The 19,835-nt window shown below is 70.6% G+C and carries 16 protein-coding genes and 1 pseudogene; 9 read left to right on the top strand and 8 right to left on the bottom strand.

Annotation, left to right across the window (positions count from 1 at the left end):
* The first annotated feature begins 34 nt into the window (after positions 1-34).
* Positions 35-1,198 carry an oxygenase MpaB family protein gene (locus J5X86_RS14305; protein WP_208517141.1) on the top strand — a complete coding sequence of 388 codons (1,164 nt, stop codon included), beginning with the start codon at positions 35-37 and terminating at the stop codon, positions 1,196-1,198.
* A 52-nt stretch (positions 1,199-1,250) separates the two neighbouring features.
* Here J5X86_RS14305 and J5X86_RS14310 read toward each other — a convergent pair whose 3' ends face one another.
* Complete coding sequence (locus J5X86_RS14310) at positions 1,251-2,771, bottom strand: FAD-dependent monooxygenase (RefSeq protein WP_208517142.1); 1,521 nt, start codon at positions 2,769-2,771, stop codon at positions 1,251-1,253.
* Positions 2,772-3,116: 345 nt separating this feature from the next.
* On the opposite strand from J5X86_RS14310, the gene J5X86_RS14315 reads away from it, so the two are divergent.
* Positions 3,117-6,467 carry a BTAD domain-containing putative transcriptional regulator gene (locus J5X86_RS14315; protein WP_208517143.1) on the top strand — a complete coding sequence of 1,117 codons (3,351 nt, stop codon included), beginning with the start codon at positions 3,117-3,119 and terminating at the stop codon, positions 6,465-6,467.
* A 93-nt stretch (positions 6,468-6,560) separates the two neighbouring features.
* Here J5X86_RS14315 and J5X86_RS50665 read toward each other — a convergent pair.
* A pseudogene (locus J5X86_RS50665) lies at positions 6,561-6,701 on the bottom strand (sigma-70 family RNA polymerase sigma factor); the annotation flags it as partial.
* Between the two features lie 420 nt (positions 6,702-7,121).
* Here J5X86_RS50665 and rph point away from each other — a divergent pair.
* Positions 7,122-9,737: a rifamycin-inactivating phosphotransferase gene (rph, locus tag J5X86_RS14320; RefSeq protein ID WP_208517144.1), complete on the top strand. Its 2,616-nt coding sequence runs from the start codon at positions 7,122-7,124 to the stop codon at positions 9,735-9,737.
* 88 nt (positions 9,738-9,825) lie between these two features.
* Here rph and J5X86_RS14325 read toward each other — a convergent pair whose 3' ends face one another.
* Positions 9,826-10,041: a hypothetical protein gene (locus tag J5X86_RS14325; protein ID WP_208517145.1), complete on the bottom strand. Its 216-nt coding sequence runs from the start codon at positions 10,039-10,041 to the stop codon at positions 9,826-9,828.
* Positions 10,042-10,367: 326 nt separating this feature from the next.
* On the opposite strand from J5X86_RS14325, the gene J5X86_RS14330 reads away from it, so the two are divergent.
* The gene (locus J5X86_RS14330) at positions 10,368-11,219 is read left to right on the top strand and encodes an alpha/beta fold hydrolase (RefSeq protein ID WP_208517146.1); all 852 of its coding nucleotides are present in this window, start codon (positions 10,368-10,370) and stop codon (positions 11,217-11,219) included.
* Between the two features lie 777 nt (positions 11,220-11,996).
* Here the strand turns inward: J5X86_RS14330 and J5X86_RS14335 are convergent.
* Positions 11,997-12,953 carry a DMT family transporter gene (locus J5X86_RS14335; RefSeq protein ID WP_243980362.1) on the bottom strand — a complete coding sequence of 319 codons (957 nt, stop codon included), beginning with the start codon at positions 12,951-12,953 and terminating at the stop codon, positions 11,997-11,999.
* A 179-nt stretch (positions 12,954-13,132) separates the two neighbouring features.
* Positions 13,133-14,365 carry a cytochrome P450 gene (locus tag J5X86_RS14340; RefSeq protein WP_208517148.1) on the bottom strand — a complete coding sequence of 411 codons (1,233 nt, stop codon included), beginning with the start codon at positions 14,363-14,365 and terminating at the stop codon, positions 13,133-13,135.
* Positions 14,366-14,602: 237 nt separating this feature from the next.
* On the opposite strand from J5X86_RS14340, the gene J5X86_RS14345 reads away from it, so the two are divergent.
* The 3 genes from J5X86_RS14345 to J5X86_RS14355 all read left to right on the top strand — a co-directional run bounded on the left by J5X86_RS14345 (position 14,603) and on the right by J5X86_RS14355 (position 16,765).
* On the top strand, positions 14,603-15,256 hold the full coding sequence (locus J5X86_RS14345; RefSeq protein ID WP_208517149.1) for a TetR/AcrR family transcriptional regulator: 654 nt from the start codon (positions 14,603-14,605) through the stop codon (positions 15,254-15,256).
* A gap of 139 nt (positions 15,257-15,395) precedes the next feature.
* The gene (locus J5X86_RS14350) at positions 15,396-15,596 is read left to right on the top strand and encodes a ferredoxin (protein WP_208517150.1); all 201 of its coding nucleotides are present in this window, start codon (positions 15,396-15,398) and stop codon (positions 15,594-15,596) included.
* A complete protein-coding gene (locus J5X86_RS14355) occupies positions 15,593-16,765 on the top strand; it encodes an NAD(P)/FAD-dependent oxidoreductase (RefSeq protein ID WP_208517151.1) in 1,173 nt (390 codons plus the stop codon). The genes J5X86_RS14350 and J5X86_RS14355 overlap by 4 nt, the downstream gene beginning before the upstream one ends.
* Positions 16,766-16,774: 9 nt before the next feature.
* Here J5X86_RS14355 and J5X86_RS14360 read toward each other — a convergent pair whose 3' ends face one another.
* A complete protein-coding gene (locus J5X86_RS14360; RefSeq protein WP_208517152.1) occupies positions 16,775-17,134 on the bottom strand; it encodes a hypothetical protein in 360 nt (119 codons plus the stop codon).
* 82 nt (positions 17,135-17,216) lie between these two features.
* Positions 17,217-18,182, bottom strand: a complete 966-nt coding sequence (locus tag J5X86_RS14365) for a helix-turn-helix domain-containing protein (RefSeq protein ID WP_308124553.1) — start codon at positions 18,180-18,182, stop codon at positions 17,217-17,219.
* A gap of 79 nt (positions 18,183-18,261) precedes the next feature.
* Between J5X86_RS14365 and J5X86_RS14370 the strand changes: the two genes are divergently transcribed.
* Complete coding sequence (locus J5X86_RS14370) at positions 18,262-18,417, top strand: DUF6616 family protein (protein ID WP_162952904.1); 156 nt, start codon at positions 18,262-18,264, stop codon at positions 18,415-18,417.
* On the top strand, positions 18,414-19,076 hold the full coding sequence (locus J5X86_RS14375; RefSeq protein ID WP_208517153.1) for an HD domain-containing protein: 663 nt from the start codon (positions 18,414-18,416) through the stop codon (positions 19,074-19,076). Before J5X86_RS14370 ends, J5X86_RS14375 begins: the two co-directional genes overlap by 4 nt.
* 38 nt (positions 19,077-19,114) lie before the next feature.
* Here J5X86_RS14375 and J5X86_RS14380 read toward each other — a convergent pair whose 3' ends face one another.
* Positions 19,115-19,801 (bottom strand): DUF899 family protein, encoded by a 687-nt coding sequence (locus J5X86_RS14380; RefSeq protein ID WP_208517154.1) that lies wholly within the window; start codon positions 19,799-19,801, stop codon positions 19,115-19,117.
* Positions 19,802-19,835: the final 34 nt, after the last annotated feature.

Consider the following 19,835-nt stretch of genomic DNA (forward strand, 5'->3'; position numbering starts at 1 on the left):
CGTGAACGACCCGTGAATGACAAGGAGTTCTGTCATGACCTACACCGAGGCATCGATGGACGCCCTGCGGCAGGCCGGTGACGAACTCGCCGACGCCACCGTCGCCGCCCTCTTCGAACGCGGGGAGGTGGGCATGTTCAACACCCTGATGCGCTATGTCTCCACCGTCGGCGCTCCCTTGCCGGACGGGCTGCCCGATGTCGCCCGGGAGTACCTTCGGGCCACCAGCGCCCCGCCCTCCTGGGTGGACTGGGGGGAGATGGAGAAGGCCCGGCTGTTCTTCACCGACAACAACGTGCACATCTCCACCGCGCTGTCCTTCGCCTCCATGCCCGCGTGCTACGTCGTCCCGCGGGTGGCGAAGCTGCTGTCGGCCACCCACGGGCTGAAGTACCCCGCCAAACGGATGGCGGAGACCGGCCAGTTCACCGTCTACCTGATGCAGCCCGGCGCCTTCGAGGCCGGCAGCCGCTTCATCCCCGCCGCCCAGAAGGTCCGCCTGCTGCACGCCTCCATCCGCCACCACCTGAGGCGGGAGAACCGCTGGGACACCGACGCGCTCGGGACGCCGATCTGCCAGGAGGACATGATCGGCGGGCAGATGTTCTTCTCCCTGCTGGTCCTGGACAGCCTGCACCGCCTCGGCATCCACATGTCGACGGACGGCGCGGAGGCGTACTACTACGCCTGGCGCGTGGTCGGTGCCATGCTCGGCGTCGACCAGGACGCCGTCCCCACGACCCTCGACGACGCCCGCCGGTTCCTCGACCTGTACATGGTCCGGCACATGGGGCCGTCCGAGGAAGGCGCGCACCTGACCCGGCAGCTCATCGACCTCTACGAGGAGGTCGTGCCCGGGACCTTCTTCGACCCGATCGTCTCCGCACTCATCCGCCACCTCGTCGGGGACACCTGCGCCGACTGGCTCCAAGTGCCGCGCACCCCGTGGGACACCGTCGTCAAGGCCGTGCCCCACCTCCTCGGCGTACTGGAGACCATCGAGGACCGCTCCCCGCTCGGGGCCTGGGCGCTGGACCGCCTCGGCCACCTCACCACCATCCTCGAACTGTCCTCCCTCACCCGCGGACGCGTGATGCACTACGCCATCCCCGAACAGCTCAGGAAGGACTACGGCATCCCCGGCACGGTGCCCCGCACTCACCGGTGGACCCCGCCTGCCGCCACCGTCTCCCGGTGACCCGCGCACGCCATCTTCGACGGCACAGCGAGAAGGGAGCGGGGCAGCCGCATCAAGCCACCGGGCTGCCGAACCATGGGACCGCGGCCCGCTCGAGCGCCTCACGGTCGGGGTGGCGATCGCCTGCCCAGGCGACGACGCCGTCCGGCCGGACGAGCACGGCGCCTGATCCGAGGTCGTTTCTCGCCGGCCCGGCCGCGTACCGCATCCGGCCCTCCCAGCGCATCGCTGAACCGTGCAGGCGTCGGTCGACGCTGAAATCGAGCACGATGCCTTGTCCGTCCCGCATCAGGTCGCCGAGGCGCGTGCCGTCCTGAAGGCGAAGGTCCGGGGCGTTGCGGCCGACCAGTGGATGCTCGCTGCCGAGGTCGTAGCGGATCGACGATCCCGACACCTTCTGGAACACGTAGGTCGTTCCGTCACGGGTCCCGATCAGGTCGCGGACCACCGCTTGGATCGCCTGGCCATGCGCGTCCGGCCGCATGGCCGCCACCTGGGCGCGCGACCAGTCGAGCACTGCCGCGCCGATCGGATGGCGCTCGCGGGTGTAGGTGTCGAGCAGCCCGTCCGGGGCGTGCCCGTGCACGGTGGCCGCGAGTTTCCATCCCAGGTTCATGGCGTCGCCGATGCCGGTGTTGAGTCCCTGCCCGCCGAGGGGGGAGTGGATATGAGCGGCGTCGCCCGCGAGCAGGACGCGTCCCGCCCGGTAGGTCGTCGTCTGCATCGCCCGATCGGTGAAAGTCGAGGCGAGATGGATGGCGCTCAGTGTCACGTCGGTGCCGGACACTCGGCGCAGAACCGTCTGGAGATGGTGGCGAGTCGGCGGCTGCGAGCGGTCGAACGCGCCACCGTCGAAGTCCATCATGCCGATGTGCCCTTCCGCGGGCATCCGGATGTACATGCCGCTCGGCGTCAGGTTGAACCCGGGGCGCAGCTTCTCGGGATCGGCGATGGTGGCGTGCAGGGTGTAGCCGGTGAACTGCGGCTCGCTGCCGACGAAGTCGAAGCCCGCGAGCCCGCGCACCGTACTGCGTCCGCCATCGCAGCCGACGAGCCAGCGCGCCGCGTACGCGTGCTCGCCCGCTTGCGCGACCACGCTCTCCTCGTCCTGGGCGATGGCTGAGACCGTGACGCCGCGCCTGATTTCCACGCCGAGCTTGGACGCCCGCTCGGACAGCACCGCCTCGACCGCTTCGAGGTGTGTCAGCATGCCCTCCGGTGCCGGGCTGGGAAGCCGGAACGGCAGGGCGGCGACGTCGACCTTGGCCGGATCGAGCATCATGCCGGCGAAGTGGCCCGCGGTGCGCGGGGGTGACGGCTCGTCGGTGTCGGTGTGCGCGCCGGGATCGTCGTGGACGCCCGAGGCCGTCAGCAGCGGGTGCAGCATCCCGCGGCGGTAGAACGCCTCGACCGACGCGGCGGACAGGCCCCGCATCCCGAGCGGCTCCGCCCGCCACGGGGAGCTGGGCTCCGGCTCCCGTTCGAGCACCAGGACCGAGCAGCCCGCGAGGCCGAGTTCGCAGGCGAGGAACAGACCGACCGGGCCGGCGCCCACGATCACTACGTCATGCACGACAACTTCCCTTCCGAAGCCTGTGGTCTTCAGGCACGGGAAGGCTGACGCGGGCCGCTCACACGGGGCACACACGGCGCTGACATGGGGGCACGTGGCGCTGACGCTGACGCTGCCGTCCCGCACCGTCTCAGCGCTGCGTACGGGCCCCCGGCAGGCTGCTGATGGCGGCGTGCCGGGGATGTGCGGATGGCCGTACGCCGCCGTGATCACGGTCGCGCTCGCCGCGCCGTCCGGTACGGGCGTGGACGGCGAACGTCAGGCGCCGTCCCGATGTAGGCGCTGTCCTGGTGGAGGCACTGCCCTGATGTGGGGATCCGAGAGCGCGTGCGCGAAGATCGGGGGATGGACGGGAGCGCGCTTCGCGTCACGCTGCTCGGCGCCTTTCGGGTGTCGCGCGGTGACGCCGCCCTGCCCGTTCCTGGTGCCCGGTCGCGAGGTCTGGTCGTACGGCTGGCGCTCGCCGGTGGGCGCGCGGTCGAGCAGGGCGTCCTGGTCGACGCGGTCTGGGCCGAGGGCCCGCCGGCCGGCCCCGCCCACGCCCTGCAGACCCTCGTCTCGCGGCTGCGCCGGACCCTCGGCTCGGCCGACGCCGTCGCACAGGTCGCGGGTGGCTACCGGCTGGACGTGGACGCGCACGACGTGGACGCGCTGCGGTTCGAGCAACTCGCCGCCGACGGCCGTGCCCGCCTGCGGACCGGCGACCCGAATGCCGCGGCGGCCGTGCTCGGCGAGGCCGTGGCGCTATGGGACGACCGCCCCGGAGCCGAGCCCACGGCCGTCGCCGCGGTCGCGCCCGCCGCCGCGACCCGGCTGGCCCACGCCTCGGTCGAGGCCGTCGCCGACCTCGCCGACGCCGAGCTCTCCCTGGGCCGTGCCGACGAGGCCGCCGCCCGCCTGACCGCCCTGCTCGCCGAGCACCCCGTCCACGAACGGGCGGCCGCGCTGCTCATGGACGCGCTCGCCGCCCAGGGCCGCCAGGCCGAGGCCCTGGCCCGGTACGAGCGGATCCGCGCAACCCTGGCCGACGTCCTGGGCACCAACCCGGGCGCCGCCCTGCACGAGCGCCATCTGCGCCTGCTGCGCGCCGAGCGGCCCGCCCCGGCCGCCGACACCGCGCCGACCAGTCCGGCCGAGCAGACGAGCCCCGCCAAGCAGACCAGTCCGGCCAACCTGCCCGCGCCGCTGACCAGTTTCATCGGGCGCGACGCCGACCTCGCCCGGATCGGCACGCTGCTCGCCGCCGGGCGCCTGGTCACCGTGCTCGGTCCCGGCGGCGCCGGTAAGACGCGCCTCGCCATCGAGGCCGCCCGCCGCCACCGCCACGCGTACCGCGACGGCACCTGGATGATCGACCTCGCCTCGGTCACCGAACCGGCCAAGGTCGGCGCGGCGCTGCTGGCCGCGATCGGGCTGCGCGGCGGCGCGATGTTCGAGGCCCGGATGCGGGTCGAGGGCGAGGAGTTGGACGTACTCGTCGATCAGCTCGCCGGCCGGGAGAGCCTGCTGCTGGTCGACAACTGCGAGCATCTGATCGACGCCGTGGCGCACCTGATCTCGGCGCTGCTGGCCCGCTGCGCCGGGCTGCGGGTGCTGGCCACCAGCCGGGAGCCGCTGGCGGTCGACGGCGAGGGGCTGGTCCCGCTCGGCCCGCTCCCCCTGCCCGAGCCCGACGAGGACGTGGGGCAGGCTCGTCGTACGGCGTCGGTGCGCCTGTTCACCGAGCGGGCGGCGGCCGTGCGGCCCGGGTTCGACGTCGACGCGCACAACCTCGGCGAGGTGCTGCGCATCGTCCGTGGCCTGGACGGCATGCCGCTCGCGCTCGAACTGGCCGCGGCCCGTCTGCGTACGCTCGCGCTGGCCGATCTGGCCGCCGGGCTGTCCGACCGGTTCCGCCTGCTCACCACCGGCAGCCGGACCGCCTTCCCGCGCCACCGCACGCTGCGGGCGGTCATCGCGTGGAGCTGGGACCTGCTCGACGCGGACGCGCGTACGGTCGCGGAGCGGATCGCGGTGCTGCCCGGCGGCGTCACACCGGCCTCGGCCACCGCGGTCTGTGCCGGTACCGCGGTGCCGGCCGGCGAGATCCGGGAGCTGCTCGCGGGCCTGGTCGACCGGTCGTTGCTGCAACTCGCGCCGGACACCGGCCGGTACCGGATGCTGGAGACGATCCGCGAGTACGGCCTGGAGAGTCTGGCCGAGCGGGGCGCCCTGACCGGCGTGCGGGACCTGGCGGCCCGCCACTTCGCCGAGCTGGTCGCCCGGCAGGACCCGCTGCTGCGCGGCCCTGGGCAGTTGGACGCGCTCCATGTGCTGCGCGCCGAGTACGACAACGTGCTCGCCGCCCTGCGCCACCTCTGCGACACCGGCGACACCGGCGACACCGGTGGCGCCGACCGCGCGATCGGGCTCGCGGTGAACCTGATCTGGTACTGGCAGATGCTCGGCCGCCACTCCGACGCGGTCTACTGGCTCGGCGAGGCGGTCGCGTTGCCGGTCGAGCGGCCGAGCGCGGAGCGCGATATCGCCGAGGGGATGCTGCTGCTCAACACCTTCGCCACCCCGAGCGCGCCGGCCATCGACTCGATCAAGGAACGGCGCGAGGAGCTACGGGCGCTCACGGACCGGCTGTTGAGCCAGCCGGAGTCGGCGGACTCCGGTGGCTTCGGTGGCTTTGGCGGCGCGCTGACCGCGGCGGGGCTGGCCTCAATGGAGGAGATCGGAGCGTCGCCGACGATCATCCAGCGGCTGGTCGACGGACCGGACGTATGGCTGGCCGGACTGGCCCGCATGTTCCGGGCCCAGTCCGCCGAGGCCGAGGGTCGCCTCGATCCGGTCCGCGGCGATGTGACCGCCGCGCTGGACTGCTTCGCCCGGGCGGGCGACCGCTGGGGCCTGGCCAGGGCGCTGCCGCTGCGCGCGCTGCTGCGGCAGTACGACGGCGATCTCGACGGCGCGCTGGCCGACCTGACCGAGGCCAAGAGGCTGGCCCGCGAGTTCGGGTCGCTCAGCCTCAGCGACGAGATCTTCATCGACCTGCGATGGATCGATCTGTGGGTCCGACTCGGTGAGACCGCGCGAGCGACCGAGATGATCGCCGCGACCCGGGAGCGTGCGCTGCGCTCGGCGTCGCCCGAGATGGCGATTCTCCTCGACGCGCGGGAGGCCGGCGTGTGGGTACGGATCGGTGACCTGGACCGGGCGCGTGAGCTGGTCGAGTCGGCCGAGGCCGGGCTGTCCGCGCAGTTCCCGCTCGGCGGCGGCCACGGGCAGGCGCTGGTCGGCGTGGTGCGGGGCGAGCTCTGTCTCGAACTCGGCGACGGGCCGGGCGCCGAGGAGGCGCTGGGCCGGGCGTACGCGGCGGCGGTCGACAGCAAGGACATGCCGATCGTGGCGACGGTGGCGGTGACCGTGGCCGGCCTTGCCGCGCTGTACGGGCGCCACCTCGACGTGGCCGTTGTGCTCGGCGCGGCGGCCCGCTTGCGGGGCGCCCACGACCGTACCGATCCGCAGGTCCGCACGCTGACCAGCCGCGGCCGGGCCGCGCTCGGCGACGAGCGCTTCGCGGAGGTGTACGAGACCGGCCGGCAGTTGGCCGCGCCCACGGCCCTGACCCGTGCCGATCCGGCGCGGTTGCGCCATGCGGCGCCCCCCGCGGCGGACGGCGCCGCACCTTCCGACTTTCACTCGCGGTGAGGGGGCCGGCCGGCCACGGCATGCACGAGCCGCTGCCGTACGCCGGCCTCGATGTCGTTGTCCATGGAGCGCACCAACCGGTCCCAGCCACCCAGCCGCCTCCTGGACCACGTCGTCGACATCGGGGCCGGGTCCCAGAATGCTCAGCGCCACCGCGCGCATGCCGGCCCGGTGGCGTTCCAGCAGCAGCCCCAGGGCCGAGACGTCGCCTGCCTGTGCGGCACGCGTGAGCATGGCGTCCTCATGCGCGCGGCGTCGCCTGCGTATGGGTTCATGGGGTCCTCTTCCGGCGTCGCCCGTCGTGCGGTGACCGTACCCGCCGGGTTCGCCGCTGTCAGGGCCCGCCCCGGGGCCGCGTCGGCGGCGGGCCGGACGGCGCGCCCGCACACGTTGCGCGGAGGCCGAGAGGACGAAGGCAAAGGCAAAGGCAAGGAGAAACACTCTCTCCTTGCCACTTTCAACGTATAGCGCGCAGGGGGGCTTGCCGCAAGCCCCGGGTCACGGCGCAGAATCGTCGGCCGATGCCACAACCTGCGGAAATGGGGGCACGACGTACGTGTGTTGTTGTCGACGTATGGGGGACGCGATGACGTCGAACCAGTGGTGGGACCGGCCCGCGGTGCAATGGAGCACGGCTGCCTCGGAGGTCTCGCGATGAGTGAGCAGTACGTATTGGATCTTCAAGAGGTTGCCGAGACGCAGGCCGCGGTCGTCGGCGGCAAGGGCGCGCACCTGGGCGGGCTGTCGCGGATCGAGGGCATCCGGGTGCCGGGTGGCTTCTGCGTGACGACGGACGCCTTCCGGCGGATCATGGCGGAAGCGCCGTCGATCGACGATCACCTCGATCAGTTGTCGCGCGTGAACCCGGACGACCGGGAGGCGATCCGCACGCTCAGTGCGCGGATGCGTCGGACCATCGAAGGGATCGCCATCCCGGGCGATCTCGCGGCGGCGATCACCCGCGCGCTCGCCCGGCTCGGCGAACAAGCCGCCTACGCCGTCCGATCCAGCGCGACGGCGGAGGACCTGCCGACGGCCTCCTTCGCCGGTCAGCAGGACACGTACCTGAACGTCGTGGGGCGGACGGCGATCCTCCAGCACATCAGCCGGTGCTGGGCCTCGCTGTTCACCGAGCGGGCCGTGACCTACCGTCGGCGCAGCGGCATCGACCACCGTACGGTCCACATGGCCGTGGTCGTGCAGCAGATGGTCTTCCCGCATGCGGCCGGAATCCTGTTCACGGCCGACCCCGTCACGGGCGACCGGAAGGTCGCCACCGTGGACGCAGGCTTCGGGCTCGGCGAGGCCCTGGTCTCCGGTCTGGTGAACCCGGACGTCTTCACGGTGCGACAGGGCGAAGTCGTCGCCAAGACGATCGCCGCCAAACAGTGTGCCGTTCAGGCCCTGCCCGCCGGCGGTACGCGGGAAGTGGCGATCGACTCGCGGCGGCAGGAACAGCCGGCGCTGACGGACGCGCAGGCCGTACGGCTCGTGGAGCTCGGGCGGCGGATCGAAGCGCACTTCGGCCGCCCCCAGGACATCGAATGGTGCCTGGTCGACGATGGCTTCCAGATCGTGCAGAGTCGGCCGATCACGACCCTGTTCCCCATCCCCGAGACCGGCGACCAGGAGAATCACGTCTACCTCTCCGTGGGCCATCAGCAGATGATGACCGACCCCATGAGGCCCCTGGGGATCTCCGTGTGGCAGCTCACGGCCATGGCGCCGATGCACGAGGCCGGCGGAAGGCTGTTCGTCGACGCCACCCGGCGCCTGGCCTCGCCCGCGAGCCGCGCCGCCCTCCTGGACGTCGTAGGGAGAGGCGATCCGCTGATCAGGGACGCTCTGGAGACCGTCCTCGAACGCGACGATTTCGTCCCGTCGCTCCCGGACGCGGGTCCTGGCGGGCCCCCGGCGCGTGGCGCGTCCGCCCCGATCGCGACCGATCCGGCCATCGTCACCGAGCTGATCGAGCGCAGCCGGACGTCCATCGCCGCCCTGGAGCACGACATCAGGACGAGGACCGGACCAGCGCTGTTCGACTTCTTGCTGGAGACCTTCGAGGAGCACAAGCGCGTCCTCACCGATCCGCTGAGCATGCAGGCGATCATGGCGGGGATGGAGGCCACGTGGTGGCTCAACGACACGCTGCGGGAGTGGCTGGGCGAGAAGAACGCGGCTGACACGCTCACACTGTCCGCCCCCGACAACGTCACGTCGGAGATGGGACTGGCGCTGCTCGACGTCGCGGATGTGATCCGCCCGCATCCGGAGGTGGTGGCGTTCCTGCGGGGTGTCGAGGACATCGAGTACGCCGAGGACGCAGCCTTCCTGGACGAGCTGGCGAAGCTCGCGGGCGGGACCGAAACGCGCGACGCCATCGAGTCCTACCTCGACCGGTACGGCATGCGCTGCGTCGGCGAGATCGACATCACGAGGCCACGGTGGCGCGAGCGCCCCACCACACTCGTGCCCGTGATCCTCGACAACGTCAGGAACTTCGAGCCGGGCGCCGCCGAGCGGCGCTTCGAGCAAGGGCGGCAGAAGGCGCGGCAGAAGGAACAGGACGTGCTGTCACGCTTGCGGGCCCTGCCGGACGGGGACCGGAAGGCCGACGAGACCAAGCGGATGATCGACCGGGTCCGAACCTTCATCGGGTACCGGGAGTACCCGAAGTACGGCATCATCAGCCGCTACTTCGTCTACAAGCGGGCTCTGCTGGCGGAGGCCGAGCGCCTTGTGCAGGCAGGCGTGCTTCCTGAGCAGGAGGACATCTTCTACCTCACGTTCCACGAACTCCACGACGTGGTGCGCTCGCACCAGGTGGATGACCAGCTCATCCAGCAGCGCAAGGATGCCTTCCGGTCGTACCACGCGCTCACCCCGCCCCGGGTGCTCACCTCGGATGGTGAGGCTCTCACCGGGGCGTACCGGCGCGACGACGCGCCGGCCGGAGCCCTGATCGGCCTGCCGGTTTCCGCCGGGACCATCGAGGGACGGGCCCGCGTCATCCTTGACATGGCGCAGGCCGATCTCGAAGCGGGCGACATCCTGGTCACGGCCTTCACGGACCCGAGCTGGTCGCCGCTGTTCGTCGGAATCGCGGGCCTGGTGACGGAGGTGGGCGGCCTGATGACCCATGGCGCGGTGATCGCCCGGGAGTACGGCTTGCCGGCCGTCGTGGGCGTGGAGCGGGCCACCCGGCTGATCCGGGACGGGCAGCGGATCCGCGTGCACGGAACCGACGGGTACGTCGAGATCCTGCCCTGACCGGCCACACCGAGCAGCCCCACCGCACATCCATCGGTCGGAAGGCGTCGAGTGGGACAGCCTCCCGACCCTTCGAGCCCCTGGGCGGTCATGGCATCGCATTGCTGAACTGCTGCGATCGGTCCGGGTTCTCGTTCACCCAGTCGAAGAAGGGCTTGCCGAGGTAGTGCGCCGCGGCGGGCTCGCCCGTCCGCGGCAGGCGGCGCAACGGCTGGACCTGTGCGCCGGATTTCTCGGCCAGTTCGCTCACCGTAAGTGGACCGCCGGCCCTGTCCAGCATCATCGGCACGTCCAGTTTGGACACGACATAGACGGCCTGGGAGACCTGAAATCCATTCTTGACAGCAGGCGTCCCGTTGAATATGCACGTAGCCGCCGGGGGCACAAGGCGATGCGGGTCGGATTTCATTCGACGCCGGCTCGGATAAAACTCAGAGCCGCGACGTCCGCCGGGGTCTCGCCCGCCCGGCGGCGGAGGTGAATGGTGAAGATGGTGACGCTTCGCGCACCGGGATGCCGGGTGGGCTCGCGCCGCTCATTACCTCCGGCGTAATCGACGGACGGGAGCCGGCTGGACGAGAGTTGCCGCAACGCGGCGACACCTCATCGCCCAGGAAGGATCCGCCCACCATGCCGTATTTCGAAGGTTCCGACGGAACGAGCCTGTTCTACACCGACTGGGGACAGGGCAAGCCGGTGGTGTTCGTCACCGGGGCCTGGCTCAGCAGCAGCTCATGGGAGTTCCAGATGCTCCCGCTGTCCGAGGCGGGCCTGCGCTGTGTCGCCTTCGACAAGCGGGGGCACGGCCGCTCGGACTGGGTCGGCCACGGCTTCGACTACGACACCCTCGCCGATGATCTCGCGGCGCTGCTGGATCTCCTCGACCTCCGCGAAGTGACCCTGGTGGCCCACTCGATGGGCGGTGGGGAGGTGATCCGCTACCTGACGCGCCACGGCTATGCGCGGGTGAGCCGGGTGGTGCTGATGTCGGTCACCGCGCCGTTGATGGCCTGGGGGCAGGACAACCAGAACGGGATCGGCCAGGACGCCTTCGACGCCTTGCTGGCGGAGCGGTCCAAGGACCGCCCGAGGTGGATGGCCCAGAATGCACAAGCGTTCTTCGCGACGCATCTGGGCAACACGATCTCCACCGAGCTCATGGAGTGGACGGTGCGGAGATGCCTTGACTGCTCGGCCAAGGCGGCCGTCGAAGTGATCAGGACAGGGTTCGCCACCGATCTGCGCGAGGAGGCCGCCGCGCTCCAGGTCCCGGCGTTGATCATCCACGGCGACGCCGATGCCTCCGCTCCCATCGGACTCTGCGGCCGACGGATGGCGAAGCTGGTGCCGGACAACGTCTACAAGGAGTACCCCAGGGCGGGACACGGCCTCTTCATGACCCACGCCGATGACGTCAACCAGGACTTGCTCGACTTCATCGGCGCCACCTCGACCCTCGACGGGGTCAATTGTTCCGGCTAGGGAACGCATTAGTCCGATCCCCTCTCTCTTGTGCTCGCTACCCCGCAGCTCTCGCGAAATGCGATGTCGGCCGTCTCCGGGTCTGATTCCAAGGTGGTGTGGGAAGGTTCCCCGAACGGGGAGTCGGCGGCTGGGACTTCGCCACCCGGAGGCTCGCTCGCCGCCCAGGCGCCGTGGTGGGAACCGGGAACCGGGAACCGCGTCGGGATACCACGCACAGAACCAGGGCCACCTCGTCGGCGAACTGGTGCGCCGGGTGACCGGTAAGCCCATGAAGGCATTCGTCGCCGACCTGCCCGCGCTCAACGGCCACGGGAACGCACGGTCCGTGGCCCGAATCCTCAAGGCTCTCGCGCTGGGCCGATCGGTCCGAAGCCGCACTTCCCACCAGCGCCACCACGAGCGCGCCGAGGCTCACCACGAAAGCCGTGGCCGGCAGCCGCCGTCGCAGCACCAGGACCGCCAGGGTCACCACTTCACAGCCCACCAGCGACGACCACGCCACCTTCGATGTGTCCGCGTAATACTGCGCCAGCAGCGGCGGCAACAACGTCAGCGCGATGAGCCCGGCATCAGTACCCCACCCAGGCCACCTACCGGAATCTCTGTTCATCCGGGTAACAGTAGAAACTCGCGCACCCGCCTCCGTCACTCCTAGGAGTGACTTCCGCGAGGGGTTTGACCATGGCCGATGCGTCCCCGTCAGCAGTCCGCCGACGACGCGACCGGACTCATCTCCCTGAGCGGGGCACGTTCCCCGGCCTCCCCGGCGGGGCGTCACTCGACCGGCACGGTGATGTCGTCCCTCTCGGCCTGCGAAGGGCGTCCGCCAGGTGCCGGTTCGCCCTTCGCGGTCTCTCGTGACTGCGGTCGCTCCCAGGCTCCCAGGAACGTGGCGGCGATGGAGGCGAAGGCCACCGCGGCGATGCCGAGCCACTGCGGCCAGGCCAGCCGCTGTCCGAGGATGAGGAGTCCGAACAGGGCGCCGGCGGCCGGTTCCAGGCTCGTCAGCACGCCGAACACACGAGGCGGAATCCGGCGCAGTGCCTCCAGGTTGAGCGAGTACGGCAGCACGCTGGATGCCACCGCCACCACCGCGGCCACCCACAGCACACGCGGGTCCAGGAGTGCGCTCCCGGCGTGGGCGACGCCGTACGGAGCGCTCAGCAACGCTGCCCACAGCACCGCCAGGGCCAGGCCGTGGCCGCCGCTGAGGCGTCGCGCCATGCGGGAGGAGACGAGGATGTAGCCGGCCCAGCAGCACGCCGCCACCGCGGCCAGGGCGAGGCCGCCCGGGTCGAGCGGGACGCCACCCCCACTCAGCAGGAGAACACCGCCGGCCGCCAGGCACGCGGGCAGCAAGTCCACCCACCGTCGTGATCCGGCCAGAGCGATGACGAACGGTCCGAGGAATTCGATCGTGGCCACGGCCCCCAGGGGGATGTGCTTCACCGCCTCGTAGAACGCGAGATGGTGCCCCGCCAGCAGGGCCCCGGCGCCGATCACCGTCCCCCAGGCACCCTTCACCGAGTTCAGCGCCTGCCGCCGCGGGCGCCACCACAGGCACAGAAGGACACCCGCGATCAGCAGCCGGAGGAACACCACGCCCGCGGCACCCACCTGCGGGTACACCCGAGGCGCGAAGGCCGCGCCGAACTGGATTCCGCACACGCCGCCGAGCACGAGCCCCGGGGCGGGGATCTTCCCCACGACCGCCGCGTACCCCCGGGTCATGCCGCTCTCAACCATCTCTGTGTCCGCATTCCTCTCGTCTTGGACCCGGGGCAACAGACAGGTGTTCAACGTAAACTGAACACTGGTGACTGTAAGAGGTTCGTCGAACACTGTGCAAGGTGAGGAGGGGCAATGGCGAACCAGGCCGCCGGCGGCGGGCGCCGTACGGCCCGCTGCGGCTACCAGCTCACCGGCAGTTCGTAGACGCCGTAGACCACGCCGTCGTCCTTGAACGGAATCCGCTCCAGCTCGGTCGCCCGGCGCAGGGTCGGGACGCGGCGGAAGAGGGTGCGGTAGACGACCTGGAGCTCCAGGCGGGCCAGGGGCTGGCCCAGACACTGGTGGACGCCGAAGCCGAACGCCATATGGCGGCGGGCGTCGCGGTGGACGTCGAGCCGTTCCGGGTCGGGGAAGACGCCGTGCTCCCAATTGCCGGTGGCGCCGGGGATGATGACACCTTCCCCGGCTCGGATGACCTGGCCACCGATCTCGATGTCCTCGAGCGCGAGGCGGCGCTGGCCGTTGTGGACGATGGTCAGGAAGCGCAGCATCTCCTCCACCGCGCCCGCGACGATCTTCGGGTCGTCGGTGTCGCGGACGACGGCGAGCTGGTCGGGGTGTTCCAGAAAGGCGAGGGCGCCCAGGGCGATCATGTTGGCGGTGGTCTCGTGTCCGGCGCCGAGCAGCAACAGGCCCAGCATGGCGGCCTCGTGGCGGGTGAGGTCGCCGGTCGTCGTCCGGGCGGCCAGGTCCGAGAGCACATCGTCGGCCGGGGCGGCGAGTTTCGCCTGGAGTTGCCCGTCCAGGTACGTCAGGAGCGCCCCGCTGGCGGCCCGGGTCTCCTCGGGCGACGCGTCCCGGCGGACCCCCACCGCGCTCTTGCTCTGGAAGAACGCATGGTCCTCGTACGGGACGCCGAGCAGTTCGCAGATCACCAGCGACGGCAGCGGCAGCGCGAGGGCCTCCACCAGGTCGGCGGGGTTCGGCCCGGCGAGCATGGTGTCGATGAAGTCGTCGGTCATCTTCTGGACGGCGGGCCGCATGGCCTCGATGCGTTTGATGATGAACGGGCCGGTGACCATCCGGCGGATCCGGGCGTGTCCGGGGTCGTCCATGTGGAGGAAGGACGGCGGGTTCTTGGCGAGCGCCTCCTGGAACGCGGCGCTCATGTGGGGGAAGCCCTGGCGCGTGGGGTCGACGCTGAGGCGCTGGTCGCCGTACAGGGCCCGCTGGTCGTCGTAGCGGGTGACGAGCCAGGGCGTGCTGCCGTCCCACAGGCGGACCCTGGAGAGCGGCTGCGCGGCGTGCAGCTTCATCATCTCCGGGGGCGGGGCGAACGGACACCCGGCCGCCCGGGGCATCGGGAACTCGGGAATGGTCTCGTCCGGGGTGCCGGGATGGGCGTTGATCATGTTCAGGTCCGATCTTTGCCTTCAGTTTAAATCAATGAGTTGATTTAAACTGAAGGAGGAGCGGGTATCAAGGGGAGGGGGTGCCAAGGGGTCCGGCCCGCGCAGCACCGCAGGCCGTCCGCGATGTGCTGTTGCGTAGGCTTCCGGTGTTTGACCTCGCCGGTTCGGGCGAGGACCTGCGGCGGCATGTGGGGCCAGCCGTCGCGGAGCGTGTGAGGTCCCGATGGGGCGGTGGCGATGGCAGACAGAATGAGGCAGGACGAGCGGGTCGCCGCGACGCGGGAGTCGTTGCTGAGCGCGGCGGAGCGGCTGTTCGCCGAGCGTGGGGTGTACGCGGTGGCCAACCGCCAGATCAGCGAGGCCGCCGGGCAGGGCAACAACGCCGCGGTCAGCTACCACTTCGGCACCAAGGTCGACCTGGTGCGCGCGCTCGTTCGCAGGCATGCCGAGCAGATCGAGGGGATCCGGGCGCGGCTGCTGGCCGAAATCGGCGATTCCGCCGATCTGCGGGACTGGGTGGCCTGTGCGGTCCGTCCGACCACCGAGCATCTGGAAGCTCTGGGCCACCCGAGTTGGTACGCGCGGTTCATCGCCCAGGTCACGGCGGACCCCGCGCTCTACGCGATCGTGACCGAGGAATTCTCCGTCGCCGCTCCGTCGATGCGGGTGTTGCAGGAGGGCCTGAATCGCTGCCTGCCGGATCTGCCCGCCGAGGTCTACGCCGAGCGCTCGGCCATGACGCGTCACTTGATCACGCAGATGTCCGTCGAGAGGGAGCGCGCCCTCGCCGACAACACTCCTACCTCCCGTGCGACATGGCACGAGGCCGCCACCGGCCTCATCGACGCGATCGTCGCGTTGTGGCATGCGCCGGTCACGCAGGTGCCGTGACCGGCAGTCGGGGTCTGAAGGATTAAAACACTCGCTTGACTTCTTTAAATCATCGGATTTACTTGCTTCGAGGGGCGACGCGGCACGCACCTACGGCAGCCGCCTCTCCATCCGATGAATCGACGAAGGAGCATCAGCGATGAAGGTCACCGTGGACGAAGACAAGTGCTGTGCCGCGGGCACCTGCGTGCTGACCGCCCCGGAGGTGTTCGACCAGCGCGAGGACGACGGCGTCGTGATCCTGCTCGACGCGGCCCCCGCCGGGAACCTCCACGCCGCGGTGCGTGAATGCGCCGCGGTATGCCCCGCCGGAGCGATCCACGTGGGCGAGGACGCATGAGCGCTCCCGCCGATGTTCTGGTGGTCGGAGCCTCCGCGGCCGGGCTCTCCACCGCGGAAGCCCTGCGGCGCAAGGGATTCCAGGGTGACCTGACCGTCCTGGGCGCCGAGCCGCATCTGCCCTACGACCGGCCACCGCTGTCCAAGCAGGTCCTCTCCGGCGCCTGGGAACCGGACCGGGCCTTCCTCCGCCGACCTGCCGAACTCTCCGCGCTGGAAGCCGAGTTCGTCCTCGACGGTCCGGCCGTCGGTCTTGACGCGGAGGCGCGCACCGTCCACACCGCTTCGGGCCGTGTGCTGCGGGCGGACGCGATCGTCGTGGCGACGGGCCTGCGGCCCCGCACCTTCGCCGGGCAGGACGGTCTCGCCGGGGTGCATGTGCTGCGCACACTCGACGACGCGTTGGCACTGCGGGCAGAGCTGATGACCTCCTCGCGCGTCGTGGTGGTGGGAGACGGCGTACTCGGCACGGAAATCGCCGCCACCGCACGGACCATGGGCCTGGCGGTCACCCTGGCAGGACCCCAACCCGCGCCTTTGGAGAGCCAGTTCGGCCCCCTGATGGCGGGGCAGCTCGCCGAACTGCACACCGGCCAGGGAGTCGATCTGCGGCTCGGCGCCGAGGTGGCCGGGCTGGCCGAACGGAACGGACGCGTCACGGGGGTGGAGCTGGCCACCGGCGAGGTGCTGCCCGCCGATGTGGTCGTGGTGGCGTTCGGTGCCGTTCCGGCGACGGACTGGCTCGCGGGCAGCGGCCTCAAGGTCGACAACGGAGTGGTGTGCGACCCCTGGTGCCGTGCGGCGGACGGTGTCTACGCCGTAGGGGATGTGGCCCGCTGGCACCACAGCGGTTTCCGCACCCTGCTGCGCCTGGAAAACCGCACCAACGCGACTGAGCAGGCCGGTCATGTGGCCGCCACCATTCTCGGCGAGAGTCGGCCCTACACCCCGGTTCCCTTCTTCTGGACCGACCAGTTCGACGTCAAGATCCAAGTGCATGGTGTGCTGTCGGCCGACGCCGAGGTGACCGTCGTGGACGGGGACATGGCGCAGGGCCGGTTCGTCGCGCTGTACCGCCGGAACGGCGCCACGGTCGGCGTGCTCGGCTGGCGCATGCCCAAGCAGACCCGTCTGCGTCGGCAGGAGGTCGTCGACGCGTTCACGTCATGACGGGCGCCGTCAGGTCTCGTGGACGAGGCGTCCGGACGCGAAGAGGGCGACCTCGGGCCGCCATGCGTCACGGTACTCAGGATCACCGGCGAAGCGCAGCGCCAGCGCCCGGACGGGCGGGCAGGGCCACGCGGGGACGGTGATGTGGCCATGGGTGGGGAAGAGTGTGTACGGGGGAATCCGCGAGCATGCGGCACAGCCGGTGAACATCACCCCCCGCGTCTCCGCGCGACCGCCACCCCCTTCGAAGTAGGCGGCTGATATCCGCCGTGGTTCATGCGCGACGAGGTGCTCGAGGTCGCTCTCGTCATCCAGCCGTGTCAGCAGGAAGCCGAGCAGTTCCTCGGTGAAGCGGTCGTAGCGGGGCACTTGTTGAGCCTGCCATGGCGCGCCCTGTGCCCGGTGAGCATCGCCGCCGCCGGCCCAACCAGGGAGCGGGCCCCGCGGTGTTTCAGTCGGCGAAGGTACGGCGGTATCTCGACGGGCTGGTCCGGGTCAGCGCGGTGAAGTGCACGCGCAGCGACTCCGCGGAGCCGAAGCCGCATCGGTGCGCGATGTCGTCAACGCCAAGGTGAGTGGTCTCGAGGAGGACGCGGGCACGGGCCACACGTTGCCCAGCCACCCAGTTCATGACGCTCGTGCCGGTCGCGGCCCGGAATCTGCGGCGCAGGGTCCGCGTGCTCATATGGCTGTGCCGGCCGACCGACTCCAGAGTGAGCGGCTCGTCGAGATGCCGCAGAATCCAGGTGATCACGGCGGTGATGTCCGATTCGCCGCTGGGCGGGACGGACTCGATGAACTGAGCCTGTCCGCCTTCGCGATGCGGCGGGCTGACCAGAAACCGGGCCATCGCGTTCGCGGTCGCCTGACCATGATCGAGCCGCAGCAGATGCAGGCACAGATCGGTTCCGGCAAGGACACCGGCCGAGGTGAAGACGCCGGTGTCCTCGACGTAGAGCTCCGCCGCACGAACCGTCACCGACGGATAGCGGTCCCGCAGCCGCCCCGCCCAGTGCCAGTGGGTGGTGGCGCTCCGGCCGTCCAGGATTCCGGCCGCCGCCAGGGCGAACGCGCCCGTGCAGATCGACACCATGCGGCTGCCCCGGTCGTACGCGTGACGCAGCCGCTCGACCAGCTCCGCGTCCGGCGGCGCGGTGGGGTCTTCCACCCCAGCGACGATCACTGTGTCGGCCGTATCCAGCCGGTCCAGCGGCGCGGCCTCGCGGGGCACCAGCGGCCCTTGCGCGGAGGCCGGACTCACCAGGGTCAGCTCATAGGGGGCGCCGCCGGGCCGGGAGGCGGCCAGGTGGTCCGGCCAGCGGCCGAACACCTGCTGGGGGACGGCGACATCCAAGGGGACGAAGCCCGGTTGCACCACCACCGCGACCTTGGCCAGATCCTTGGGATTGTTGTCCACATGGCCATCGTACGGCGGTTTCGACCCTTCTAGCGTGGTCGCATCACCCCCACGACCGGATACCGAGAAGAGGCGAAACATGCACGTCGTGATCGAAACCTGGTCCCCCCACCCCGGGTTTCCCGCCGCCGCCGAGGAGACGCGGAACGCCCTGTTCGCAGGTGTCGCGGAAGCCACGCGGCAGCGCGCCGACAGCGGCGTCGTGACGCTCGGCCGGGGCACGGTGGCACGGTGAACCCGCTCGACGCGCTGCCGGACGAGATCGGAGAGTGGCCGCGGACGCCGGTCATGGAGGCCGCTGTCGCCTTCGCCGCCGAGCATTCCCCCGCCTACCTGCTCAACCACTGCATCCGCAGCTTCTTCTACGCTCGCTCCATCGCCGCCACCAGAAACCTCGTCGCCGGGACCGACTACGACGACGAGACGCTCTTTCTCGCCACGGTGCTGCACGACATCGGCCTGACCGACGAGGGACACGGTCCGAACCGGTTCGAAGTGGACGGCGCGTTCCGAGCCGCCCGCTTCGCCCGCGACCACGGTCTGTCCGATGCCACCGCCGACCTGCTCTGGGACGCGGTGGCGCTGCACACCTCCACCGGCATCGCGGTCCACAAGCAGCCGGTCGTCGCCCTCACGCACCTCGGCATCGGCGCCGACATCTTCGGCTTCGGCGCCGAGGAAGTGGACCGGGCCGTGCTCGACGCCGCCCACTCGGCGTTCCCCTGGCTGGATCTGCGTGAGCGGATCCTCGAGACGGTGGTCCACCAGATCGACGAGCAGCCGTCGAAGTGGGCGCCCGTGTCATTCGTCGACGCCGCGTATCGCAGGCTCCGGCCGGACAATCCGTTTCCCGGGCTGGACGAGCTCTGCGCCGCCCCGGCGGTTCCGGACTGACAGGACGGCAGCGCGCGGGTCCGCCCGGAGGCGGACCCTCACGCCTTCGGGCCGTAGAGCGCGGCGATGTCCTCGGAGCCGGCCCAGCGGCTGTAGGTGGGCGCCTGCGGCCAGCCGTCGGGGGAGTCCTGCCACTCCTCCTGCCGCCCGTACGGCAATAGATCGATCAGCGCGAAGGAGTGACTGAGCTGCTCGGTGCCACGGCCGTTGGTGTGCCAGGTGCGGTAGACGGTGTCGCCATCGCGCAGGAACACATTGACCGCGAATCCTCCGCCGGGCGGTGCGCCGACGTCGGCACCGAACGGGCTGTTCGCCGTGGAATACCAGGCCATCGTGTTCCCGACCCGCCGCTTGTAGGCGAGTGCCTCGCCGATCGGGCCCTGGGTGACGATGACGAACCGGGCATCGTAGTTGTCCAGGAAATCCAGCCGGGTGTACTGCGAGGTGAACCCCGTGCAGCCCGAGCACTGCCACTCCTCGCCCGGGAACCACATGTGGTTGTAGACGATCAGCTGCCTCTTGCCGTCGAACAGGTCCGCCAGCCGAACGGGGCCGTCCCCGCCCTCGAGGGTGTAGTCGGGCATCTCGACCATCGGCAGGCGGCGGCGCTCGGCGGCGATCGCGTCGAGCTCCCGGGTCGCGGCCTTCTCCCGCACACGCAGCGCTTCGAGCCGGCACCGCCAGGTATCGGCGTCGACGACGGACGGTAGTGCGTTGGGGCTCATGGTCTGCTCCCTGATCATGTGTGTGGCCTGCTGT

The sequence above is a fragment of the Streptomyces sp. NEAU-YJ-81 genome, assembly GCF_017592595.1.
Lineage (GTDB): Bacteria > Actinomycetota > Actinomycetes > Streptomycetales > Streptomycetaceae > Streptomyces > Streptomyces hygroscopicus_B.